The 24,713-nt window shown below is 45.0% G+C and carries 18 protein-coding genes; 7 read left to right on the forward strand and 11 right to left on the reverse strand.

All coding sequences use genetic code 11. From position 1 onward, the window contains the following. Positions 1-107: 107 nt before the first annotated feature. The 3 genes from cgtA to rplU all read right to left on the reverse strand — a co-directional run bounded on the left by cgtA (position 108) and on the right by rplU (position 2,174). Positions 108-1,280, reverse strand: coding sequence for an Obg family GTPase CgtA (gene cgtA / locus AB8613_RS06695; protein WP_017061377.1), 1,173 nt, complete (start codon positions 1,278-1,280; stop codon positions 108-110). A gap of 305 nt (positions 1,281-1,585) precedes the next feature. Next, positions 1,586-1,843 (reverse strand): 50S ribosomal protein L27, encoded by a 258-nt coding sequence (rpmA, locus tag AB8613_RS06700; protein WP_004735905.1) that lies wholly within the window; start codon positions 1,841-1,843, stop codon positions 1,586-1,588. A 19-nt stretch (positions 1,844-1,862) separates the two neighbouring features. Then, positions 1,863-2,174, reverse strand: coding sequence for a 50S ribosomal protein L21 (gene rplU, locus AB8613_RS06705; protein ID WP_004740823.1), 312 nt, complete (start codon positions 2,172-2,174; stop codon positions 1,863-1,865). 268 nt (positions 2,175-2,442) lie between these two features. Between rplU and ispB the strand changes: the two genes are divergently transcribed. Further along, on the forward strand, positions 2,443-3,414 hold the full coding sequence (gene ispB / locus AB8613_RS06710) for an octaprenyl diphosphate synthase (protein WP_146490480.1): 972 nt from the start codon (positions 2,443-2,445) through the stop codon (positions 3,412-3,414). Between the two features lie 95 nt (positions 3,415-3,509). On the opposite strand, the gene AB8613_RS06715 is transcribed toward ispB, so the two are convergent. Together AB8613_RS06715 and mdh are read right to left on the reverse strand one after the other, a co-directional pair. Further along, positions 3,510-3,701, reverse strand: a complete 192-nt coding sequence (locus AB8613_RS06715; protein WP_017061375.1) for a hypothetical protein — start codon at positions 3,699-3,701, stop codon at positions 3,510-3,512. A gap of 125 nt (positions 3,702-3,826) precedes the next feature. Beyond that, a complete protein-coding gene (mdh, locus tag AB8613_RS06720; protein ID WP_009847834.1) occupies positions 3,827-4,762 on the reverse strand; it encodes a malate dehydrogenase in 936 nt (311 codons plus the stop codon). 332 nt (positions 4,763-5,094) lie between these two features. On the opposite strand from mdh, the gene argR reads away from it, so the two are divergent. The 4 genes from argR to AB8613_RS06740 all read left to right on the forward strand — a co-directional run bounded on the left by argR (position 5,095) and on the right by AB8613_RS06740 (position 10,256). After that, positions 5,095-5,565 (forward strand): transcriptional regulator ArgR, encoded by a 471-nt coding sequence (gene argR, locus AB8613_RS06725; protein ID WP_004740827.1) that lies wholly within the window; start codon positions 5,095-5,097, stop codon positions 5,563-5,565. Positions 5,566-5,907: 342 nt separating this feature from the next. Beyond that, positions 5,908-6,876 (forward strand): TAXI family TRAP transporter solute-binding subunit, encoded by a 969-nt coding sequence (locus AB8613_RS06730; RefSeq protein ID WP_017061374.1) that lies wholly within the window; start codon positions 5,908-5,910, stop codon positions 6,874-6,876. Between the two features lie 255 nt (positions 6,877-7,131). After that, positions 7,132-9,711, forward strand: coding sequence for a TRAP transporter permease (locus AB8613_RS06735; protein WP_285955128.1), 2,580 nt, complete (start codon positions 7,132-7,134; stop codon positions 9,709-9,711). A 107-nt stretch (positions 9,712-9,818) separates the two neighbouring features. Beyond that, the gene (locus tag AB8613_RS06740) at positions 9,819-10,256 is read left to right on the forward strand and encodes a universal stress protein (RefSeq protein ID WP_010434405.1); all 438 of its coding nucleotides are present in this window, start codon (positions 9,819-9,821) and stop codon (positions 10,254-10,256) included. Positions 10,257-10,341: 85 nt separating this feature from the next. Here the strand turns inward: AB8613_RS06740 and AB8613_RS06745 are convergent, their stop codons facing one another. After that, entirely contained in the window at positions 10,342-11,304 is a 963-nt protein-coding gene (locus tag AB8613_RS06745; RefSeq protein WP_146490478.1) for a D-2-hydroxyacid dehydrogenase, read from the reverse strand. Positions 11,305-11,338: 34 nt separating this feature from the next. Next, complete coding sequence (locus AB8613_RS06750; RefSeq protein WP_285955126.1) at positions 11,339-12,073, reverse strand: pseudouridine synthase; 735 nt, start codon at positions 12,071-12,073, stop codon at positions 11,339-11,341. Positions 12,074-12,231: 158 nt separating this feature from the next. Here AB8613_RS06750 and AB8613_RS06755 point away from each other — a divergent pair, with 158 nt between their 5' ends. Beyond that, positions 12,232-13,509 (forward strand): NRAMP family divalent metal transporter, encoded by a 1,278-nt coding sequence (locus AB8613_RS06755; RefSeq protein ID WP_372384689.1) that lies wholly within the window; start codon positions 12,232-12,234, stop codon positions 13,507-13,509. Positions 13,510-13,620: 111 nt separating this feature from the next. On the opposite strand, the gene rapA is transcribed toward AB8613_RS06755, so the two are convergent. Beyond that, positions 13,621-16,530, reverse strand: coding sequence for an RNA polymerase-associated protein RapA (rapA, locus tag AB8613_RS06760; protein WP_285955124.1), 2,910 nt, complete (start codon positions 16,528-16,530; stop codon positions 13,621-13,623). A 466-nt stretch (positions 16,531-16,996) separates the two neighbouring features. On the opposite strand from rapA, the gene AB8613_RS06765 reads away from it, so the two are divergent. After that, a complete protein-coding gene (locus AB8613_RS06765; protein WP_285955123.1) occupies positions 16,997-18,376 on the forward strand; it encodes a PhoH family protein in 1,380 nt (459 codons plus the stop codon). A 106-nt stretch (positions 18,377-18,482) separates the two neighbouring features. Here AB8613_RS06765 and tldD read toward each other — a convergent pair whose 3' ends face one another. From tldD to AB8613_RS06780, 3 genes are all read right to left on the reverse strand, one after another. Beyond that, positions 18,483-19,928 (reverse strand): metalloprotease TldD, encoded by a 1,446-nt coding sequence (tldD, locus tag AB8613_RS06770; RefSeq protein WP_017061366.1) that lies wholly within the window; start codon positions 19,926-19,928, stop codon positions 18,483-18,485. A 19-nt stretch (positions 19,929-19,947) separates the two neighbouring features. Beyond that, positions 19,948-20,760, reverse strand: a complete 813-nt coding sequence (locus AB8613_RS06775) for a carbon-nitrogen hydrolase family protein (protein WP_372384690.1) — start codon at positions 20,758-20,760, stop codon at positions 19,948-19,950. Between the two features lie 74 nt (positions 20,761-20,834). Then, on the reverse strand, positions 20,835-24,707 hold the full coding sequence (locus AB8613_RS06780) for a YhdP family protein (RefSeq protein ID WP_372384691.1): 3,873 nt from the start codon (positions 24,705-24,707) through the stop codon (positions 20,835-20,837). Positions 24,708-24,713: the final 6 nt, after the last annotated feature.

Consider the following 24,713-nt stretch of genomic DNA (forward strand, 5'->3'; position numbering starts at 1 on the left):
GTACATAATGATTTAGATACAAAAAAACCGCAATTTTCATTGCGGTTTAATAAAACTATCAGTGTACTTGTAAGAAGCGACCGATGTGTTATGAGAAACTAAGAGGATTAGTCACGAACATAGATAACATGACCGTCATCTTCTTCGTCATCCCAATCGTCCCAGTCATCGTCATCTTCAGTGACGACATTCTTACCGCTCATCGCATCTTTATGGTAGTCATCCCACATAAAGTCTACTTTTTCTTCTTCTTCAACTTCTACAACTTCACGAGGTAGGTTTTCCATAAACTCACCTAGTTTGAAGCAAAGATCTTTGGTGCCGATTTTGTTCACAGCAGAGATCTTGAAGTACTCGCCTTCCCAACCCAAAGCATCGATGATTTCTTGAATCTTTTCGTCTGCTTCGTCTTCAGGCATTAGGTCAACTTTGTTGAACACTAACCAACGAGGTTTCTGTGAAACTTTTTCACTGTATTGCTCAAGCTCATCAATGATCGTTAGTGCATTCTGAATAGGATCAGACTGATCGATCGGCATAATATCGATCATATGCAGAAGAACACGACAACGCTCAAGGTGCTTAAGGAAACGAATACCAAGGCCTGCGCCATCAGCTGCGCCTTCGATTAGACCAGGGATATCGGCAACGACGAAGCTCTTTTCAGGGACGACACTTACCACGCCCAAGCTTGGGATCAAGGTAGTGAACGGGTAATCAGCCACTTTTGGTTTCGCAGCAGATACTGAACGAATAAAAGTAGATTTACCTGCGTTTGGTAGGCCAAGCATACCAACGTCAGCTAATAGAAGAAGCTCTAAACGCAGTTCGCGAACTTCACCTTTAGTACCCATTGTCTTTTGACGAGGTGCACGGTTAACAGACGATTTAAAACGCGTGTTACCAAGACCGTGCCAACCACCTTTACCAACCATTACTTTCTTACCGTGTTCAGCAACTTCAGCAACGATTTCGTTGGTATGGATATCAACCGCACGAGTACCTACAGGTACTTTCAGTGTAATGTCTTTACCACGTTTACCAGTACAGTTACCACCGCGACCGTTCTCACCACGCTCTGCGTTGTAAAAGCGTTGGAAACGATAATCGATCAGTGTGTTCAAGTTCTCATCCGCTTGAATGTAAACATCACCACCGTCACCGCCGTCACCGCCGTCAGGGCCACCTTTAGCGACGAATTTTTCGCGCCAAAAGCTAACTGTACCATTACCGCCATCACCGGCTTCTATTTTTACTACCGCTTCATCAACGAATTTCATTTTTTAACTCCGCACTTACGTTGCGTTACCACTCATCAAGGAGTGATATAAATTCTAGCAGATCCGTGTTTAGATCGATCACCTAAGATCTAGGCCGACCTGCAACCAAGGAACAAATAAGGAGAGGTTCTTTGCTTTCTTTTTCTTAAAAAACAAATGGTTTCTTAAAAACCAAACTGCTTATTAAAAAGTAAAGCCAGAGCGTCTGCTTTTTTATTCTTGCTATAAATAAAAAACCCTGCCGAATCGGCAGGGCTTTTGAATTCAGCTTGAAAGCTAATAAAATAATCTAGTTAAAGATTAAATTACTCAGCTTCGATGCTTACAAACTTACGGTTTTTAGGACCTTTAACAGCAAATTTCACTTTACCTTCAGTAAGAGCGAAAAGAGTGTGGTCTTTACCGATGCCAACGTTTGTGCCAGCGTGGAACTTAGTACCACGTTGACGAACGATGATGTTACCTGCAAGAACAGATTCACCACCAAAACGCTTAACACCAAGACGTTTGCTTTCTGAATCGCGGCCGTTATTAGTAGAACCGCCAGCTTTTTTATGTGCCATTGTTAAACTCTCCTAATACTTAAGCGTTAATGCCAGTGATTTTCACTTCAGTGAACCACTGACGGTGACCAGCTTGCTTACGCGAGTGCTTACGACGACGGAACTTAACGATTTTTACTTTATCGCCACGACCGTGTTGTACTACTTCAGCAGTAACCTTGCCACCTTCAACAAGAGGTGCACCAACAGCGATTTCTTCGCCGTTAGCAACAAGAAGAACTTTATCAAATTCTACAGTTGCACCAGTTTCAACGTCTAATTTCTCTAAACGAAGTGTTTGACCTTCGCTTACTCGGTGTTGTTTGCCACCAGATTGGAAAACAGCGTACATATTTTACTCCGCTTTTTCCGCACAGCCTATGGTTGTTAATTGTACAACTCGGGTGTGCGCTAAACTAATCAATAGGGCGCAGATTCTACGGGAATCATGGCGCTATGACAAGCCATATTTTTAAAAAATTGGCGAAAACCTGTTCGCCAAAGAAAAGTGCGGCAATCATGCCCTTTAGCGATGTATTAATCAACGTTTTTTAGTGTATTATTCAACAATTAAATACAACGTATAAGCCTTACAGGGTCTAACTTCAGCCGGATGAACAATGGATTTTAAAGCTATCCAAACGCTTACTGCCAATGATATGGCAAAAGTGAATGAAACAATTCAAGCCCAACTTAATTCTGACGTAAGTTTAATCAACCAGCTTGGTTTTTATATCGTTAGCGGCGGTGGCAAACGCCTACGCCCTTTGCTTGCTCTTTTATCTGCTCGTGCACTTGGTTATCAAGGTGAAGCTCACATCACCTCAGCAGCCTTTATCGAGTTTATTCACACCGCTACCCTGCTCCATGATGATGTTGTCGACGAATCAGACATGAGACGCGGTAAAGCGACAGCCAATGCCGCTTTTGGTAATGCAGCTAGCGTTTTGGTGGGCGACTTTATTTATACTCGCTCATTCCAAATGATGACAACGCTAGGATCCTTAAAGATCCTTGAGTTGATGAGCGAAGCGGTAAACGTAATTGCCGAGGGTGAAGTTCAACAATTAATGAACTGCAACAACCCAGACACCACAGAAGAAAGCTATATGCAGGTGATCTACTCTAAGACCGCTCGCCTGTTTGAAGCTGCAACGCAAATCGGTGCCATTCTTAGCGAATCATCACCAGAAATCGAAACAGCAATGCAGAACTACGGTAAGTACTTAGGCACCGCATTCCAACTGATTGATGATGTGATGGATTACACAGCTGACGGTAAAGAGATGGGTAAGAACGTTGGTGACGATCTTGCCGAAGGCAAACCAACGCTGCCTCTACTTTACGCAATGCACAATGGTTCTTCTGAACAAGCAAGCATGATTCGTGAAGCGATTGAAAAAGCGAATGGGATGGAACGTCTCGACGATATTATGGCTGTGATGAAAGAGACAGGCTCTTTAGAGTACACAACAAATAAAGCCTATGAAGAAGCCGATAAAGCGATTGCTGAGCTTTCTGTACTTCCTGACTCTGAATATAAGCAAGCGCTAACAACGCTCGCACACTTGGCAGTTAAACGCAGTAAGTAAGCTCGTTGATAGACAACTAGCTTCTATATAAATAATAAAAAAGAGCCTCAGGGCTCTTTTTTAGTTTTGAACAAATATTTATAAAAGATCCAAGTTCAATATCGGCTCGCTTCTAATGATAGTGGCAATTGTGCTTCAATCTCTTCAAGCTCTTCCATTGGCACTGCGTATTGCTCATGCCCATTGTAAGTCTCTACTAAGGCATACTGCTCTTGCTCATCAATAACCAATACTTTTCCTAGGTGCCCCAAATATTCGACATTCATACCCTTCTGAACAGTAGCCATAAAATTTACCCTCAACTTGGTTGTAGAGGAAAATACGAGTAGCTTGAATTCTAGGATCAAAAAAGCCGATCATAATGACCGGCTCTTATTAATTAACTTTTAGGCTGAGTTAAATAGCGTCTCGCTTATTTAGCGAATTCAACACCAATCTCAATGTCGCCATTTAGTGTTTCAAGCATGCTATCTAAAGCGTTACGTTCGAAGTCGCTCAGCTCACCGTAGCTAAGGATCGCTTCAGCGCCCTCTTTGCCAAGTTTAACTGGTTGTGCGAAGAATGGTGCGTGCTCGCCTTCACCTTCAACGTATGCGCATTCAATCACATTCTCTTCGCCTTGAAGTGCTTTAACTAGTGCAAGACCGAAACGACAAGCCGCTTGACCCATAGACAGTGTCGCACTACCGCCGCCAGCTTTAGCTTCTACTACTTCCGTACCTGCATTTTGGATGCGAGTCGTTAGCGCTGCGATTTCTTCATCAGTGAACTCTACGCCTTCAACTTGAGAAAGCAGAGGAAGAATAGTTACGCCTGAGTGACCGCCGATAACAGGAACACGGATGTCGCCTGGATCTTTATCTTTTAGTTCAGCAACGAACGTTTCAGAACGAATCACATCAAGAGTCGTAATACCAAATAGACGACGCTTGTCGTAAACGCCCGCTTTTTTCAGTACTTCAGCCGCGATTGGCACTGTCGTGTTTACTGGGTTAGTGATGATACCAACACAAGCAGTAGGACAAGTAACTGCGATTTTCTCTGCAAGAGACTTAACAATGCCAGCGTTCACATTGAAAAGATCCGCACGATCCATACCAGGCTTACGAGCAACACCTGCAGAAATAAGTACAACATCCGCACCTTCTAGTGCTGGTGTTGGATCTTCACCTGCGTAACCTTTGATCGAAACAGGCGTTGGGATATGGCTAAGATCGGCAGCAACACCCGGTGTTACCGGTGCGATATCGTAAAGTGCAAGATCTGAACCAGCAGGTAGGCGGTTCTTAAGTAGTAGGGCTAGGGCTTGACCGATGCCACCAGCGGCACCAATAACAGCTACTTTCATTGTTATTCTCCTTGAGAGCTTTCTCTTATAAATTCTTTGTAGGGTAATTCTTGAGCTAAATCTAAGTTAAAAAACTATATTAATCACAAAGTGATTACAATCAATTAACGCTAGCTTTGCGACTTCGCGCAAGTCAATAAAACCGTGCTACACAGCGAGTTCGCATTATGGCGATAATCAACTGAAATAACAAAATAAGTCGTCGCAAATAACACATTATTCTATTAAATATTTACAGTGATATAACTAACAAATTACTGGGATATTTTGGCTAAAATTGAATATGTATGCGAGAATATGCAAACATCTTTGTTAATGAATAAGAATGACATATGCGCAATACAGAAAAGCAAGACAACTTAGTTCGTGCATTTAAAGCCTTACTAAAAGAAGAACGTTTTGGCTCACAAGGCGAAATTGTAGATGCCCTAAAACACGAAGGTTTTGAAAGCATCAACCAGTCTAAAGTCTCGCGTATGTTAACCAAGTTTGGTGCCGTTCGAACTCGTAACGCAAAAATGGAGATGGTTTACTGTCTTCCTGCTGAACTTGGTGTTCCGACAGTTTCTAGCTCTTTACGAGAATTAGTACTAGATATTGACCACAACAATGCATTAGTTGTGATACACACTGGCCCTGGTGCAGCTCAGCTTATTGCTCGCTTATTAGACTCACTAGGTAAGTCGGAAGGCATATTGGGTGTGGTCGCGGGTGATGACACTATCTTTATTACTCCAACGTTATCGGTTACCACTAAGCAACTGTTTGATTCTGTGTGCGAACTGTTTGAATACGCAGGATAATTGATCATAGTTTCATAACTATCAGCCTTACTAATGGATCACGAGCATCTATTCGCTTCGTGATCCAAATCACATCCTAGAATATCCATGCTCCCCTCCCGAAATTACACTAAATCATTGATTTTAAAAAACTCAGTAGCAAATTAAACACGAGATCTAGACATCATTTGTTAGATTTTTTAGCTATATCTTTTAACATTCGAGTAATTTTCTGCCAATTTTTGATATTATTCAGCCACTTTTTCATCACATGGATTGAAAAAGGTGCCGTTTCCAAATAGGAAACTCCAGAAACGACTACACTTGTTTCAGGGTTAATAATGAATAAAGGAAGGGAAATTCATGGCATTTACCAAACTTATTAAAGTTGGTGCTATTGCAGCTGCTGTAATGGGCGCTGGCGCTGTTAACGCTCAAGAGTTCATCACAATTGGTACTGGTTCAGTGACGGGTGTTTACTATCCGACTGGTGGTGCAATTTGTAAACTAGTGAACAAGGGCCGCAAAGACCACAACATTCGTTGTTCTGTCGAGTCTACTGGTGGTTCAATCTACAACGTTAACACCATCCGTGCTGGTGAACTAGATTTCGGTGTTGTTCAATCGGACTGGCAATACCACGGCTACAACGGTACAAGTAAGTTCAAAGATCAGGGCGAATACAAGAAACTTCGCGCTATGTTCTCTCTACATACAGAACCGTTCAACATCATCGCTCGTACCGATGCTGGCATCAACAATGTTTCTGACCTAGCTGGTAAGCGCGTAAACATTGGTAATCCAGGCTCTGGTGACCGTGCAACGATGGGTGTTGTAATGGACGCTATGGGTTGGACGAACGACAGCTTCAAGCTTGCTTCTGAACTTAAAGGTTCTGAGCGTTCACAAGCACTTTGTGATAACAAGATTGATGCATTCATCTACATGGTGGGTCACCCGAACGGATCAATCAAAGAAGCAACAACGTCTTGTGATGCAAAACTGGTTTCAGCAACAGGTCCACAGATCGACAAGATCGTAGCTGAAAACCCATACTACGCTTACAGCACAGTTCCTGCTGGCATGTACCGTGGTACTGACGCTGACGTAAACAGCTTCGGTGTTGCAGCAACAATGGTAACAACTTCAGACGTTTCTGAAGAAGTTGCATACAACGTTGCTAAGGCAGTATTTGAAAACTTTGACACTTTCAAACGTCTACATCCAGCATTTGCTAACCTGAAAAAAGAAGACATGGTTAAAGCGGGTATCTCTATCCCTCTTCACCCAGGCGCAGCAAAATACTACAAAGAAGTGGGCCTTCTAAAGTAATTCTACTTTAAGCCTACTACACCAATAAGGAGGCTAGCCCTCCTTATTGGCTTTTCACGTTTTATAAAAATAACTTAAGTGAAAAGAGCAACCCTTTAAGTTTCTCCAATTTGGAGGACTTACCTTCGTATCAAGCCTAAGACAAAGACGAACAAAGAACGCATTTCCCTATCCATTCACTACACTAGATAGGAAATAAATAACGTTTGGTTGTTCGTAAGAAAAGGCAGACCATCAATAATAAGGATAAAGTACATGACGCAGACAACATCACCGTCTCCAGATGTGCAAGAAATGGTGGCACAATCAGATACTGGTGCGCGTAGCCCTCGTGGTATCCAAGGCCGTATTTTATGGTTTGTGCCTCTATGTTGGTCACTGTTCCAACTTTGGTATGCATCTCCGCTGCCGTTCATTTTTAACTTCGCAATTTTAAACGACACTGAAGCTCGAGCAATTCACCTTACGTTTGCTATTTTCTTAGCCTTTACCGCTTATCCAGCTATGAAGAACTCGCCTCGGGATCGCATTCCTGCAGTCGACTGGATATTGGCGCTAGTAGGTAGTTTTTCAGCTTCTTATATCTATATTTTCTACACTGAACTTGCCGGTCGCTCGGGTGCACCAACAACATTCGATATTGTTGCGGCCGTATTCGGTATGGTTCTACTGCTTGAAGCAACACGACGCGCTTTAGGTCCACCTCTTATGGTTGTGGCAGCAGTATTCCTACTTTACACCTTTGGTGGCCCTCATATGCCAGACGTTATTGCCCACAAAGGTGCGAGCCTGAACAAGGCAATGTCGCACCTGTGGCTAACAACAGAAGGTGTATTCGGTGTAGCTCTTGGCGTATCAACGTCATTCGTATTCTTGTTTGTACTGTTTGGTGCAATGCTAGAACGTGCTGGTGCTGGTGCTTACTTCATCAAAGTTGCATTCTCTCTGCTTGGTCACATGAAGGGCGGCCCAGCGAAAGCAGCCGTTGTAGCGTCTGGTTTATCTGGTCTGGTATCAGGCTCTTCGATTGCAAACGTTGTTACCACAGGTACCTTTACTATCCCGCTAATGAAGCGTGTTGGTTTCCCGGGCACAAAAGCTGGTGCAGTAGAAGTAGCCGCTTCAACCAACGGTCAGCTAACGCCACCTATCATGGGTGCTGCGGCATTCCTGATGGTTGAATATGTGGGCATCTCGTATGTAGAAGTAATCAAGGCGGCGCTACTTCCAGCTCTGATCTCTTATATTGCTCTGATTTACATTGTTCACCTAGAAGCATGTAAAGCAGGTATGACTGGCCTACCTCGTCGCCACACACCAACTATCGTACAAAGCCTACTCTCTTTCACTGGAACCATTTTAGGTCTATGTGTTATCAGTGCTGCGGTTTACTACGGTGTCGGTTGGACGAAAGATGTCTTTGGCGATGCTGCAACACCAATCGTAACTGTGGCGCTATTGATCGCTTATGTTGCTCTGGTTCGCGTATCAGCAAAATACGCAGCTGAAGGCGGCATGGAGATCGATGCAGACCTGAAAGAAGTTCCAGATCCAGGTCCAACGATTAAATCTGGTTTGCACTTCCTACTGCCTATCGTAGTGCTAGTTTGGTGTTTAACGGTTGAACGTTTCTCCCCAGGTCTGTCTGCCTTCTGGGCAACCGTATTCATGATCTTCATTTTGATCACTCAGCGTCCTTTAATGACTCTGATGAACAAATCAGACGATCTTGCAGAGCAAACCAAAGCTGGCTTCGTTGATCTAGCTGAGAGCTTGGTTTCAGGCGCACGTAACATGATAGGTATCGGTGTAGCAACAGCAGCTGCAGGTACGGTTGTTGGCGTGGTGACTCTAACGGGTATCGGTCTTGTAATGACGGATTTCGTTGAGTTTATCTCAGGCGGTAGCATCATCCTTATGCTGCTATTTACTGCAGTAATCAGCTTGATCTTAGGTATGGGCTTGCCAACAACGGCGAACTACATCGTTGTTTCAACACTGATGGCGCCGGTAATTGTTACCTTAGGTGCAGCGCACGGCTTGATCATTCCACTGATTGCGGTTCACTTATTCGTGTTCTACTTCGGTATTCTTGCGGATGACACACCTCCGGTAGGTCTGGCAGCATTTGCGGCAGCCGCGATTGCGAAATCCGATCCAATTCGTACGGGTATTCAAGGCTTTACCTACGATATCCGGACCGCAATCTTACCGTTCATGTTCATATTCAATACCCAACTACTGTTGATGGGCATTGATTCTTGGTGGCACTTAGCTCTAACGATTTTCTCTTCTGTTACTGCGGTACTTATCTTTGCTGCAGCGACACAAGGTTGGTGGTTCACTAAGAACAAGTGGTGGGAAACCATACTGCTTATCGTTCTGACCTTCTCTTTCTTCCGCCCTGGTTTCTGGTGGGACATGATTTATCCAGAGAAAGTTCTTTCGCCAGGAGTTGAGATCGCTCAAATCACAGAAAATTTATCTGTGGGACAATCACTTGAATTGAGAGTAGGTGGCGAAAACTTAGAAGGTAACTATTCTGAGAAAACAGTCCGCCTTCCATTTGAAGATTCTGCGACAACAAGTGAAGACCGCATTGCTTCAATGGGCCTAATGCTGACACAAACTGACGACAAGATGATTGTTGATATGGTTGAGTTTGGTAGCCCTGCAGAAGCCGCTGGCATTGACTTTGATTGGGAAATTAAATCCGTTATCCAAGATGCAGATCGACCAATGAAAGAGTGGGTATTCTTACCTGCCCTACTGATTTTAATTGGTTTAGCGATGAACCAAAGAAGGCGTGCTCGTAAGGATGAGATTAGCGCGTAATGGATAGAGCCAAGTAGTGCTCTACTCTATTTGGCTTTTTTACTACATGGAAAAGATAATTACAGCGTTTGGTATGTACTAGACGCTGCTCAAAAAGAGACGAATACATGTATAGACAAATCCTTGTTCCCGTTGATCTTAACGACAAAGGCTTTTCTGATAAAGCCGTCGAGCTAGCGGTGTGGCACGCGAAACACAGCAATGCTGAAATCCACATTCTGAACGTACTACCGGGCATTCACATGTCGATGGTTGCATCTTACTTCCCAAAAGATGCGGCGAACCAAATGAAGCTTGATGTTAAAAATCAGCTGAAAGAGTTTGCTGATAAGCACATTGACGATGAAGTGGTGTATAAGGTTCACGTTGCCGAAGGCAAGACCTACACAACGATTCTAGATTACGCAGAAAAACTGGGGGCCGACCTTATTGTGATGCCTAGCCATAAACGTTCGAAAATCGACAAAGTGGTACTTGGTTCTGTTGCGAGCAAAGTGGTACAGAACTCACCAATCAATGTATTGGTAGTTAAGCCGCAAGGCTAAATCACTTAATCGACACAACGATCTAAAAAGGTTGGCCTAAAAGCCAGCCTTTTTTGTTTTTAACTCACGCCGTTTAACTAACCATTTAGCTGACTAAATTTTGCGGATGACCTGCGACAAAGCCATCTATGTTATCGATTAAGATATCAGACAGTTTTTGAATGGAACTGTCACTGCCCCATGCGACGTGAGGTGTTAACAGTAAATTGGGTAAATGACTGTTAGCTAATAGTGGGTTTGAGTTGTCTGCTGGCTCTTGTGTAAATACATCCATACCTGCGCCGGCAATCTCATTACTTTTCAAAGCTTCAACCAAGGCTTGTTCATCGACCAATCCACCACGGCCAGCATTAATTAACACCGCACTTGGTTTCATCATTGCTAGCTCACGCTCTGAAATCAGGTTTCGGGTCGCATCAGTCAATGGACAATGCAGGCTGATCGCATCCGCTTGCTTTAAAACAGTTTCAAAAGGCAAATAGCCTTCTCGACAACAGTCTGCCCCTTTACGCTCAGCAAAGATGACGTTTATACCAATAGCTTTTGCCAGAATCGCGGTCGCTTGCCCTAAACTTCCACTACCGATCAAACCTAATGTGCTGCCTGCAATATCTTGGATCGGATGTGTAAAGAAACAAAACTGCTTGTCCTTTTGCCACTCTCCCGCTTCAATATCTTGATGATAGCCGACAAGGTTTCTCTTTAACGTAAACAACATTGCAATCACATGCTCAGGCACTGATTGAGTCGCGTAGCCCTGTACGTTAGCCACCGCGATATTGTTACCCTTGCAATAGTCGACATCGACATTGTTGACGCCAGTCGCTGACACAGCGATCAACTTGAGTTGTTGTGCTTGACCTAAATTATCAGCGTTAAGCACAACCTTATTGGTGATAACAACATCCGCTCTCGCAATACGCTCTGCAACTAGCTCTGGAGCAGTAAAATCATACTCCATCCACTGATGTTCAAAGCTGAGAGGTTTTAAATGAATTTGAGGTGGGATGGTGGCTCTGTCGAGAAAAACCACTTTCAACTTCGACATTGTACGTCCTTGAATTGGTATTGGTGGCACCATTCTAAGCTTTTAGCTTACCGTAGTCTGGAAGCTCTGGCGCAATTTCAAAGTGCTGTTCGATTTGCGGAAATGCTTGAGGATAAAACTCGCATGGAACAAAAGCTTTGAATAACTGATCATTAGCCGGATGGTAAAAACTCAGTTCACACGCGTGCAGAGCTAACCTATCGCTATAGTTAAACGCATCTGGCGTTGCATAAAACTCGTCGCCCACAATTGGGTTCCCTATTTCCATACAATGCACACGTAACTGATGAGAGCGGCCAGTAATCGGCAGTAACTTCAACAAGGTGGTTTGAGTCTCTTGTTGCTCCACCACATAACGAGTCTGTGATGGTTTACCGTCCTCGAAACACACTTTCTGCTTCGGGCGATTCGTCCAATCGCAAAGAAGAGGAAGGTCAATCAATCCCTCTTTCTTTTCAACTGAACCCCATACCCGTGCGTAATAGAGTTTGTGAGTCAGTCGATATTGAAATTGCTTCTTCAGATGTCGCTCTGCTGGTTTATGTTTAGCGAGCAGCATCAAGCCCGATGTCGACATGTCCAATCGATGCACGACTTGAATCTCCGGAAATTCGACAACTAACCGACTCCACATACTATCGTAATGTTCTGGCAATCTTCCCGGCACTGAAAGTAGGCCAGCAGGCTTGTTCACCACAAGAATATCGTCATCTTGATAGACAATATCAATCCACGGTTCACGTGGTGGTGTGTACTGTTCTAACGCCATTGAAGCCTCTTAATTACTAGTGAATAAATAATTTGCGGTTGATTTGTTTATTATTAAATACAATTTCCAATATTTTTGTACATAAAAGTTGACGACTTTACGAAACATGGTATTGATAGAGTAACGGAAAATAAGAAGTCAGCATCAAAGGAAAAATGATGGAAAGTACGGTTAAAACCACCAACACAAAAACACCAGCCTCAGCTCCCCTATCAAGCTTAATCAAGTCCCTTGGCCCAGGTATTATGATGGCCGCAGCAGCTGTAGGTGGATCTCACTTAGTCGCCTCAACCAAAGCTGGGGCGATTTATGGTTGGCAGCTTGCCGCACTTATTATCCTGGTAAACATATTTAAGTACCCATTCTTCAGAGCTGGTATCCAATATACTCTTGGCACAGGGCAAAGTTTGGTGGAAGGATACTCTAACCTTGGCCGACCTTACCTTGTTACCTTTTCGATACTGAGTGCCATTTCCGCCGTGGTAAATACTGCTGCACTACTATTATTTAGTGCAAGCCTACTTAGCTACTTTGTTCCTTTCGAATTAGCCACCAGCACATTGTGCATGATCGTTTTAGCGACCTGTTTGATCATTCTTTTTGCTGGCCATTATCGCGCGCTCGATACACTATCTAAAGCGATCATGGCGATCCTTACCATCACAACCTTAGCTGCTGTTGCGATTGCTATTGGCTCTCCCGTTGAACCGGATGCTGCTTTTGTTCCACCATCACCTTGGTCATTAGCTGCTATTGGCTTTATCGTGGTGACCATGGGTTGGATGCCTGCGCCTATCGAGATTTCAAGCATCACCTCTATGTGGCTAAAAAGCCAAAAAGAGAAACAGGAAGTCACAGCTCAATCTGCCTTATTCGATTTCAACGTCGGCTACATTGGAACTGCACTGCTTGCTTTGGTATTTGTCGCTTTGGGTGCTCTAGTGCTTCACGGTTCAGGCGTGGAACTGTCTCGCTCTGGTGTTGGCTTTACTCACCAGTTAGTTGGTATTTATGCTTCTACGATTGGTGAATGGTCTCGTCCACTGATCGCGATCGTCGCTTTCTTCTGTATCTTTGGCAGTACCATTACCGTTATCGATGGCTACTCACGTGTGCTTGCTGAATCACAGCGTCTGTTACTCAACAAAGAATCGAGCCCACGCATGCTGCAAGGTTGGATCATCATTGTCTCTATCTCGGCCCTAGCGATTGTGATGTTCTTTAGCGCTGCATTGATGCCAATGCTTGATTTTGCAATGGTACTCGCCTTTGCGACTACACCATTCTTCGCACTACTTAACTTCATCTTAGTAAACAAGGCTAAACTTCCAGAAGCACTAGCAATTGGTAGCAAGCTAAAATGGTTGTCTGTCGCGGGTCTTGTTTACCTATTTGGTTTCTTAGCAGTATTTGTTTGGTGGAAGTGGTTGATGTAATTCCTCAGCCGATACATCTTTCAACAACCAATACAGCTTTCAAACGCTAGATAAAAATAAGGCCTTCATGATGAAGGCCTTATTTCGTTGAAGCGTTTAACTAGTGCAAAACTAGTTGTGAGAAACCACAATCAAGCGTAATGAATCTAGCTGAACCTGAGCTTTGCTGATGTAACCGGTTAGTTCATTGATTTGAGCTTCGATTACCTCTAGCTCTTCATCACGAATGTTAGGGTTCACGGCTTTAAGTGCTTGTAGACGCTCTAATTCACCGTTTAGATTAGTCTGCATGTCTCGTTGAGCTTGTTGACGCACTTCTTCCACTTTAGGAAGTACGTGCGTCTCACCCGCTTCGATTAGCTTGTGAATCTCACCTTGTACTGAGTTAACTAGCTTGCTCGCTAAATGACGGTTTACAGGGCTTAATTGACGGTTAAAGCTGTCGAACTCGACCTGAGCTGATAAGTCATTACCACGGCCATCCATCATTAAACGAATTGGCGTCTTAGGTAAGAACTGGCTGATACCGCTGCGTTTCGGCGCTTGCGCATCGACAAGGTAAACCAACTCAAGCAGGATAGTACCCACAGGCAGCGCTTTGTTTTTCAGTAGCGATACCGCTGATGCACCAACACCCTCGCTCAGTAGCAGATCAATACCGCCCTGAATCATTGGGTGTTCCCAGCTAATAAAGTTCATGTCTTCACGAGAAAGCGCAGTATCACGATCAAACGTGATAGTTGCGCCTTCGTATGGTAAGCCTGGGTAGCTTGGCACCATCATGTGCTCAGATGGTGTCACAACTAGCGCATTTTCACCCTTATCGTCTTGGTTCAAACCAATCGTATCAAACAGGCTCAGGGCAAACGTTACTAGGTTAGTATCGCCATCAGTTGATGCGATCTTTTCTGCAATTTCATGCGCTTTATCGCCGCCGTTTGAATGCATTTCTAATAGGCGATCTCGGCCTTTTTCTAGATCTGATTTAAGGCTTTGATTTAGCTTGGCAGACTCCTCAATCACTTCATCAAGTTGCTCAGTGTTACCAGAAGCTAGCATCTCGATAAGAACATCTGAGTACTTGTCGTAAACTGTGCGACCTGTAGGGCACGTCTCTGCAAATGCGTTCAGACCTTCATCGAACCAACGCGCTAGAATCGCCTGTGATGTACCTTTTAGATAAGGAACATGAATGTCGATATCACGCAGCTGACCGATACGGTCCAAACGACCAATACGTTGTTCAAGCAAATCCGGGTTAAACGGAAGATCGAACATCACTAACTGATTGGCAAACTGGAAGTTACGACCTTCAGAGCCGATTTCGCTACAGATAAGCACCTGAGCACCGCCCTCTTCTTGAGCAAAGTAAGCCGCAGCTTTATCACGCTCTAGAATCGACATGCCTTCGTGGAATACCGTCGCACGCACACCTTCACGCTCACGCAGTGCTTGCTCTAATTGAAGTGCAGTACTTGCACGAGAAGCGATCACTAGGATCTTTTCGCTGCGCTTGTCTTGGATCTTTTCAATCAACCAGTTAACGCGTGAATCGAACTGCCACCAGCTTGAATCTTCACCTTCAAACTCTTGGAAGATCTCTTCTGGGTAAAGCATCTTCATCGCACGAGCTTCGGGTGCCATCTTGCCACCGATCATGCCAGATACACGCATTGAGGTTGTGTACTGCGTTGGAATTTCCATCGGCAGTAGGTTTACATTACGTTTAGGGAAGCCTTTGATTGCAGCACGTGTGTTTCTGAAAAGAACACGGCCGGTACCATGGCGATCCATAAGGTTATCAATCAATTCTTGGCGAGCTAACGCTTGCTCTTCTTCGCTGCTATCACCTTCAATCACACGGAACAGAGGCTCAACATCTTGCTCAGAAAGCAGTTCCGTAATCTGGTTCTTCGCGCTGTTTTCAAGCTTCACACCAGAGAATAGAGCCGTTACTGCATCAGCAACGGGGGCGTATTGGTCTTCTTCTTCAACGAATGCTTCGTAATCGTAGAAGCGATCTGGATCAAGCAGGCGCAGACGTGCAAAGTGGCTCTCACGACCAAGCTGCTCAGGCGTTGCGGTTAGTAGTAACACACCAGACGTATTTTCCGCTAAGCCTTCTACCACTTGGTATTCGCGGCTTGGTTTGTCTTGGCTCCACTCAAGGTGGTGCGCTTCATCGACGACCAACAGATCCCACTCACCTTCAAGAGCTTGCTCGTAGCGCTTGCGGCTCTTACGTAGGAAGTCCAAAGAACACAAAACGTATTGCTGGGTATCAAATGGGTTGTCTGATTCAGCAAACGCTTCGATACAACGCTCTTCGTCAAAGATAGAGAAGTGCAGATTGAAACGACGCATCATCTCTACTAACCATTGATGTTGTAGAGTTTCAGGAACCACAATAAGAATACGTTCAGCACGGCCAGACAGCACCTGTTGGTGGATGATCATGCCCGCTTCGATGGTTTTACCTAGGCCAACTTCATCGGCCAGTAAAACACGCGGAGCGTGACGACGACCCACTTCATGAGCGATGTATAGCTGATGAGGGATTAAGCCAGCACGCATACCACACAAGCCACGCATAGGGCTCTTGTGTTGTTGGTACTGGTTGCTCAGCGCGCGGTAACGCAACACAAAGTTATCCATACGATCGATTTGACCCGCGTACAGTTTATCTTGTGGCTTGTTAAATCGGATCTGGTTGCTTAAGAAGATTTCACGCAGAGTGACTTCTGTTTCTTGGGTATCTTCGCGAGTACCTAAGTAGGTTAGCAGCCCTTTGTCTTCGATAACTTCTTCGACAGACAGAGACCAACCTTCTTGGCATTCGATGACATCGCCTACATTAAACGTTACTCGGGTTACGGGAGCATCAGTACGTGCATAAACACGGTTTTCTTCTGACGCTGCAAACATTAGTGTCACTGTGCGAGCATCCATTGCTACAACGGTACCTAAACCTAAATCGCTCTCCGTATCGCTTATCCAGCGTTGCCCCAAAGCAAATGTCATGAATCGACTACCTCAATCTTATAGTTGGAATTTGGTCTTTTTAACTGCAGTTTCAAACAAGAACGTTCTCGCTCCTGAACTAAAAATATAGCCAAAAATGCCTAGTTTGCAGCCACTTTTTAAGTGCGCTCTCAATAATAAATATCTCGAGAAAATGGTGCAGAAAAAGGTCGCTAATCTTACTCGATGCTGTGATTTAGGTCACGCCTAAAGGAGATGATTTCGTGCTTTTTTTCTGTTTTCGCCAGTGCAATCAAACTGTCAAAAATTCATGGTTAATCTATAGGTAGCAGATTGCTGCTCTCAAACGAATACGCCATATTCACTCATCACAATATGGCGCTGTTCCTCTAGATGAAGTTTAGGTGAGTAGTTGACTATCACCAGAATCAGATACTAATCTTTATATGAGCTTTATCTACGTTCAATCGATGCAAAGCAAGCCGTACTACGGCAAGGAGATGCTATGGGCGAGACCAACCGGAAGCTATTTGTTTTAGACACCAATATCCTACTTCACGAACCCTTCGCTATATTTTCTTTCCAAGAGCACGATGTCGTTATCCCCATGACAGTGCTAGAAGAACTCGACAGAATTAAAGACAGTAAAAGAGACGTTGCTCGAGATGCGAGAATTGCGATTCGAACGCTCGAAGACCTGTTCAGGGAAGCCACACCAGATCAAATATCGGAAGGCATCCCTTTTTCTAAAGACATAAACGCATCTGGCAGTATTTCAATACTCGCTGATTACGAACTTCAAGAAAGCATCAAAGCCTTCGCCGATGACAAGGCAGGCGATAACCGAATCCTCAACGCCGTCCTCTATCTTCAAAATAAACGCGCGCCGCGCGAAGTGGTTCTTATTACCAAAGACATCAACATGCGTTTGCGAGCCAAAGGAGCCGGTGTCCGTTTTGTTGAGGACTATCAAACCGACCAACTGATTGATGATATCCAATACCTCACCAAAGGCTTCCAACAACTGGAAGGCGCATTTTGGGATTGTATCGATAATGTCGAGAGCAGAAGTTTAGGCGGAAAGACGCTGCACACCTTAGCAAGAGCGCCGTTCGAGCCCACTTTCCTCAATCAATATGTGATTGACGAGGAGAGTGACTTTGCGGCTCGAGTCGAAGAAATTGAGCCGCAAAGCATTACCCTGAGAGACCTCAGCCGCGAAAGACTGATGAATCGCAGGGCATGGGACATCACACCAAAGAACGTCTATCAAGGCATGGCGATAGACGCACTGCTCGACCCTGATATTGATCTTGTTATTCTCACCGGCGCAGCGGGTAGTGGTAAGACACTGCTCGCGATGGCCGCAGCGCTTGAGCAAACCATTGAGCGTAAACAGTTCGATAAGATCATCGTAACCCGAAACACCCCTGATATTGGTGAGTCGATAGGTTTCCTTCCGGGTACAGAGGAAGAGAAGATGTTGCCTTGGTTAGCCGCAGTGACCGATACGCTGGAAGCGCTGCACAAGAATGATCACTGCACAGAAGGCTCGATGAAATACATCTGTGACAAAGCCAACATCCAGTTCAAATCGATTAACTTTATGCGTGGCCGTTCAATTCAGAATGCGTTTGTGCTTTTGGATGAGTGTCAAAACCTGACCGCTTCACAAATCAAAACCATTATCACCCGTTGTGGTGAAGGTACTAAGATCGTCTGCTCAGGGAACCTAGCGCAGATAGATTCTTCCTATCTAACCCCTGTGACCTCGGGGCTCACCTACATGGTCGAGCGTTTTAAAAACTTCGAAGGCAGCGCCAACATCCACCTCAATGGTGTGGTGCGTAGCCGACTGGCTGAGTTCGCGGAAGAGAACATGTAATCGCTTTTTTGCTCTTACTCATCATTCACCCAAAAACAAAAAGCGCCTCATAATAGAGGCGCTTTTCAATTTATCTTTATAGTGATTTTTCAGAGGCTAGTCTGCTTTACTCAGTACCACCGACAGTTAGCGAGTCTAGCTTCAATGTTGGTTGACCAACCCCCACTGGCACACTTTGACCAGCCTTACCACACACACCAACACCACGGTCGATGCTTAGATCGTTACCCACCATAGACACTTGCTGCATTGCCTCGATACCAGAACCTATTAGCGTTGCGCCCTTCACTGGGTGAGTGATCTTACCGTTTTCAATCATGTACGCTTCAGAAGCTGAAAATACAAACTTACCTGAAGTAATATCAACCTGGCCGCCACCGAAGTTCGGTGCGTAGATACCTTTCTCAACCGTCGCGATGATCTCTTCCGGCGTGTGTTCGCCCGGTAGCATGTATGTATTCGTCATACGTGGCATTGGAAGGTGCGCGTATGACTCACGACGACCATTACCTGTCGGTGCTACCCCCATTAGACGAGCGTTCAACTTATCTTGCATGTAACCCTTTAGGATTCCGTTTTCGATTAGCGTATTGTACTGACCGTTAACACCTTCATCATCGACGTTCAATGAACCGCGTAGATCCGTTAATGTGCCGTCATCGACAATCGTACATAGGCTTGAAGTGACTTGCTCACCAACTTTGCCAGAGAATACTGACGACTCTTTACGGTTGAAATCGCCTTCTAAACCATGGCCTACCGCTTCATGCAGCAAAACGCCCGGCCAGCCAGAACCAAGAACCACAGGCATTGCACCAGCAGGCGCAGCCACCGCTTCAAGGTTAACTAATGCTTGGCGAATCGCTTCATCCGCAAACTGATAAGCTACTTGAGTGCCTTTGTCATCACTTAAGAAGAAGTCATAACCAAAACGGCCACCACCACCAGCGCTACCACGCTCACGACGATCACCCTTCTGTGCCAGTACGCTAATAGATAGACGAACCAGCGGACGAATATCGCCAGCGTAAGTCCCATCAGTCGCAGCAACCAACATCTGCTCATGCACACCACTTAGGCTCACCGATACTTCAGTCACCATAGGTTCTTTAGTGCGAATGTAAGCATCTAATGATTTGAGTAATTCTGTTTTCTGCTGTTTTTCCCAGCTCGCTAGCGGGTTAACTGCATCATAGTAAGCTTGATTAGAGTTGCGTTTGAACGCTTGAACCTTGCCGTTTTGACCTTGTTTAGCGATACCGCGAGCCGCAATTGCGCTCTGCTTAAGACCATCCAATTGAATTTGGTCAGAGTAAGCAAAACCGGTCTTTTCGCCAGATACGGCACGAACTCCAACACCGCAATCGATATTGAAAGAGCCGTCTTTAATAATGCTATCTTCTAGCACCAAAGATTCGTGCCAGCTTGACTGAAAGTAGATATCAGCATAATCAATTTGGCGGGTAGCAATGCTCGCCAATGTATCTGCGATATTTTGCTCCGTAAGCCCTGTCGGGTTCAGTAGCGCTTCTTCAATTTGATTAATGCTCATAGATGGCTCTTGTTTGTAATTAAAATTGATTGGTGAATCGAGAGTGTTGCGTGATTGGCATATTTTGCCTAATTGACTCGCAACTGGATATGTCTATCTCAACCACCATACTTTTAGGGTCTTGGTCTAACTGTGCGACTACTCGTCCCCAGGGATCAACCACCATAGAGTGTCCCCATGTTTCTCTTTGGCAAGGGTGCTTACCACCTTGCCCCACCGCGACAATCCACGATTGTGTTTCAATGGCTCGGCATCTTAACAGTACTTCCCAGTGCGCTTGACCGGTTACAGCGGTGAACGCTGCAGGTACAACCATGATTTGTGCACCTTGCTTACGTAACTCTGAATACAAGTGAGGAAAGCGCACATCATAACAAATACTCAAACCTAAGCGACCAAAAGGCGTTTCCGTTGTCACAACTCGGTCACCTGGTGTGAAAATATCCGACTCTCGATAACACTTATGCGCATCGGCGACATCCACATCAAACATATGCAGCTTATCGTAATGAGCGACTAAACCACCAAAATCATCAATCACCAAGGTTGTGGTAGTCACACCTTTAGCTGTGCTTATCGGCATACTACCAATAACGATCCAAATTCTGTGAAGCTTTGCTAGCTCAGAAATTTTCTTTTGCAAAGGTCCATCATTTAAAGGCTCAGCATAGCGGTGATAGTCAGCTTTACTGCCAAAAACTAATGCGTTTTCAGGGCAAACGACCCACTTAGCGCCTAGCTCTTTGCACTTAACTATCTCTTGAGCGAGATAATCGAGATTGCTTTCAGGATCAGGGCCTGAAGTAATTTGAATCAATCCAACACAATCCATGTGTACCGCTTCTCCATTTATTATGATTCAGAATTTTAATTTTAGTCGTATATTAACCCACTAGTGTCTAACAACTATTCAGCCAATTTTCGGAGTTTCTCTGGAAGCTGGAATTCACCAGAGCTACGAGAAAGCTCACTCACCGTTGGTGAATCCAGAGGGCCTTTCACCGAATAGTTAACCTGAGTAAAGACCTCAACAACCGGTGAAATAACCGTGGTTACCGCCAATACGTACAGCGCCGTTTGAGGAGTTACCGCAAAGGCCGTTAATACTGGAATACCTGAGGTAATATCTGGGGTAAAGTTCACCTCAGCATCAACCTGTCGTGTGTTGAGGTTAGCGATACCTTTGATCTTCATTTCACCAGCCACCGCATCCATATTGAGGTCGTTAGTCAGGAAGATACCATTTTGAATCTCACCCGTTCCTGTGATGCTGTTGAATGCCATGCCTTTATCAAACACATCTGAGAAATCGAGCTGCATCTTACGGATGATCGAATCTAGGCTAAACAGACCAAGCAAGCGAGCCGCACCGCTCACATCCGAGATAATACCTTTACCAAACTTGGTTTTAACGTTGCCATCAAGGGTGTCCATTTTGATCCCCCAAGGCGAACCATCCCATTTCAGTTGACCTTCTAGCGCGAATGGCGCTTTTTGAATCCCAGAAGTAATGCCGAAGCGCTCCATTAACTCACTGTTGTTTTCACCCTCAACGTCAACGGCTAGCGATGAATGACTCTTGTCACCTTGCAATTCCCACCAGCCGCTAACATCTGCTTTGTTACCACCGCTTCGAACCTGAATCTTGTTCCACTCAATACGATCTGCGTTCCTAGTCATTTCAACATCGACCTTGCCAACCTTATAGCCTTGCAGCCAAAAATCGTTCAGGGTCAGCTTCAGGTTCGGCATCACATCGTGGATCTTCCTATCTAGCTCAGAGATCAATGGCGCTTCTTGTGCTTTACGTTGCAGCAGTTGTTCTTGATTTTTCTTGTCGCTCCATTCAGGAACGAACAGATGTAGACGATCCAGTGAAACGGTCAAATCGTAAGGTGGCAGGTAATTAATATCCCCTTCGAGCTCTTGGCTAGAGACTTCCATTTGCCACGCTTGCTTGTTCTTGCGGGCGCTAAAATCGACATCATTCCAAGATATCCCCCCCAAGATCAGCTCTTTACTCTCAAAGGTAATACGGCTTGGTGCTGGAATGGTTGGCGTGTTCATTTGGCTAAGCACAGCATTAGATGGCTGCACTGGTTCCATTACAACCGATAACCAATCATCAGCATTGAATTTGTCAGTACGGATCAACGCATGATGACCAACAACAGGACTAATTTTGTAGCCACCACGGCCCAGAACTAAATTAGTCGCCGTTAACTCAGGAACGTCACCTGTAATATCAATCTCAGCTTGGTACTTAGTGTTCGGCAATTGCAGACGCGCGGTAATCGCTTCTTGATTGCCCGATGCTTGTAGCCTTGCCGCCCCACTTTCTAGTGATTTTTTCGCCAGTGGATACGGGTAATCGCTCGCCAGATATTTAAGATCAGACTGTAAATCAAGTTGGTAAGTAAATCCGATATCATTAAGTTGGATATCAATCTGGCTCTGCCATTGCGCATGGCCTGACAAGCGACTTAACCACTGCTCACCAATGTAAGGTTCTAGAGGCTTAACATCCCAATCACCTAACACATCGATATCAACAGCATAGCCAGGGCCATCATTCTGACCTTTAAAGTCGAGTGATATACCTTGCTTAAGTAAATCAGCGGCGAGGCCATTTGCCGTCACTACATCATTATCAAACTCGATACGGCCCGTGGTGTTCTCAAGCACCATTGGCGGCGCTTCAATCTCAACATGGTTGCCACTAAGGTCAGCATAACCCCATGCTCTTGCTTCTTTTTCAGAATCAAACGGGATATTGAGCTGGAACTCGGAAGAGACATCACCACTCACTTGAAGTGCGGTTAACGCTGCGCCCACTGAGTCAACCAGTGGCGAAGCCGTCATATAATCACGCACCGCATTGCCAGACGCCGTTGCCTTCGCTTCAATCTCAATATGGCCGCCTTCCCCTAGATAAGGAATACGTCCAGTGATCCGGTCGGCTGTCACATCCATCAGCCGTGCTGAGCGAGAATCTAGATGCATTGCATCATTTTCAAATAACAGATCAAGCTGAAGGTCAGTAATCAGTGGCCACGCGGTGTCGAAACTGAATTTAGCGTCTTCTAATCCGACCCAAACTTGGAAAATACCATCATGGTTGGTGTATGGATATTGAGATAAATCACCATGCCACAACAGTTTTACGGTATCCGCTTTACCCGCTTGAATCGCAGTAGAAAGGTAGTCTGTCAGATCTTGCCCAAGAGCCAGCGTAGGTAAATAACGCCATGTTTCACCGACATTGTAAGCGTCCGCTTCACCGTAGAAAGATAAGAATGGGCTCGCATCCTTTGGGAAGTCCAAACGGAATGCGCCTAGTACTTGTAAATCTGGCGTTGCTGCCGTGATTTTATCCGACCACAGTTTCCAGCCACTCTCATCTTGTTGCCAAACAATATCAACCTGACCCTGTTTGATATTCAGAGGCGCTTGAAAAACATCGCCATAAGGAAACACATCGTCAATAACGTGAAGGCTGGCTTTCGCTTCCGAAGCAGAACCAAACACACTACCTGATACTTGACTAAAGCCGGGGACTAACTCCCACTGCTCAATCGCCAGCTCAGAAAAACTGGCAGAGTAACGCAGGCTCTCAATGTCTGCCCCCATAGATACGCGAATATCAGAGACAGAACCACCCGGCGCCAATACGTTGATCATTTTGGTTGATTGTTCAGAGTCAGGCAGCAGCTTAATCAACGGCGTAATTGTCTCAATGTTTAATTCAGAGACATTGAGCTCCCAGGGACCTTGGTTCCACTTGAACGCAATGTCGAGTTCAGGCCAAGGTGTGTCGTCTGTTCTAAGGTTTAGTGAGTGGCCATTTACTTGCCAACCATCATCAATAGGAGACAACTTAAAGATACCTGACTCAAGCATCAGGTCATGCTTGCCATCTTCGTTCCAAGTCAATTCTGAAGGCAGAACTTCAACATAAGCGCTCACAGGTTTGCTATTACGCAGTGTTAGCCAGCTATTCAAGCTCACAGTGCCCGTCTCAATACCGGATTCCGCCTGCATATAACGAGTTAACCAAGGCTTTACTGAAATCCTGTTCGCACTGACATAAAACTCGCCCGTCATATCCGTTAGCGAGCCGCCATCAACAAAGTTAGCGCTCACTGACAAAGAGTTTAGATTGGCATCTTTGATACTTACCACGCCTTCCGCAAGATGATGCTTACCAGAGTTTTGCCATTTCAGAGTTTCGATATCAAGCTGACGTTCTTCATCAGAGATAGTGCGATACAAAAGAGAGGAATCTTTAGCGGTCACATCCACCAAAGTTTTCAGCAGTAAATTATCGAGCTCTTGTATCACTCGCTTGGAAGAACCGGGATCTTTAGGTTCGTCTTTGCCATTTTGTCCGGCAAACAGATCAATAGAGCGGATATCAAGATACATTTGATTCATGACCAAATCGGCCACAACCGGACGCATCTGTACGACCGATTGAATCAAGTCAAACTCGACTTCAACACGCTCGACAGAAAAGGTCACATCTTCTGCATTAGGAAGGCTGGCTTTAACGCCTTGCAGAGCAATAGAGGGGTGAGTGTTACGCCAAAAACCGCCCACGTCTTGAATCGAAAAATCAAAACCGGAATGTTGGTTTACCCAAAGCTCAATTTCAGATTGATACTTATTTAAATTGGGTAAGGCTACACGCAGTGTAGTTACGGCAATGGCTAGCGTTACTAAGAAAGTAACCACTAACCATAAACATGCACGTAGAATCAGAGTAACGCTTGAGCTCACAAAATT

Origin of the sequence: Vibrio sp. BS-M-Sm-2 (assembly GCF_041504345.1) — a bacterium.
GTDB lineage: Bacteria > Pseudomonadota > Gammaproteobacteria > Enterobacterales > Vibrionaceae > Vibrio > Vibrio satsumensis.

Coding starts and splice junctions, on each gene's coding strand:
- argR (WP_004740827.1), top strand. CDS start 5,095: ATGCGCAATACAGAAAAGCAAGACAACTTAGTTCGTGCATTTAAAGCC.
- AB8613_RS06775 (WP_372384690.1), bottom strand. CDS start 20,760: ATGGATTGTGTTGGATTGATTCAAATTACTTCAGGCCCTGATCCTGAA.
- AB8613_RS06750 (WP_285955126.1), bottom strand. CDS start 12,073: ATGGCGTTAGAACAGTACACACCACCACGTGAACCGTGGATTGATATT.
- AB8613_RS06765 (WP_285955123.1), top strand. CDS start 16,997: ATGGGCGAGACCAACCGGAAGCTATTTGTTTTAGACACCAATATCCTA.
- AB8613_RS06745 (WP_146490478.1), bottom strand. CDS start 11,304: ATGTCGAAGTTGAAAGTGGTTTTTCTCGACAGAGCCACCATCCCACCT.
- mdh (WP_009847834.1), bottom strand. CDS start 4,762: ATGAAAGTAGCTGTTATTGGTGCCGCTGGTGGCATCGGTCAAGCCCTA.
- tldD (WP_017061366.1), bottom strand. CDS start 19,928: ATGAGCATTAATCAAATTGAAGAAGCGCTACTGAACCCGACAGGGCTT.
- AB8613_RS06730 (WP_017061374.1), top strand. CDS start 5,908: ATGGCATTTACCAAACTTATTAAAGTTGGTGCTATTGCAGCTGCTGTA.
- AB8613_RS06755 (WP_372384689.1), top strand. CDS start 12,232: ATGGAAAGTACGGTTAAAACCACCAACACAAAAACACCAGCCTCAGCT.
- rplU (WP_004740823.1), bottom strand. CDS start 2,174: ATGTACGCTGTTTTCCAATCTGGTGGCAAACAACACCGAGTAAGCGAA.
- rapA (WP_285955124.1), bottom strand. CDS start 16,530: ATGACATTTGCTTTGGGGCAACGCTGGATAAGCGATACGGAGAGCGAT.
- AB8613_RS06735 (WP_285955128.1), top strand. CDS start 7,132: ATGACGCAGACAACATCACCGTCTCCAGATGTGCAAGAAATGGTGGCA.
- ispB (WP_146490480.1), top strand. CDS start 2,443: ATGGATTTTAAAGCTATCCAAACGCTTACTGCCAATGATATGGCAAAA.
- rpmA (WP_004735905.1), bottom strand. CDS start 1,843: ATGGCACATAAAAAAGCTGGCGGTTCTACTAATAACGGCCGCGATTCA.
- AB8613_RS06715 (WP_017061375.1), bottom strand. CDS start 3,701: ATGGCTACTGTTCAGAAGGGTATGAATGTCGAATATTTGGGGCACCTA.
- AB8613_RS06740 (WP_010434405.1), top strand. CDS start 9,819: ATGTATAGACAAATCCTTGTTCCCGTTGATCTTAACGACAAAGGCTTT.
- cgtA (WP_017061377.1), bottom strand. CDS start 1,280: ATGAAATTCGTTGATGAAGCGGTAGTAAAAATAGAAGCCGGTGATGGC.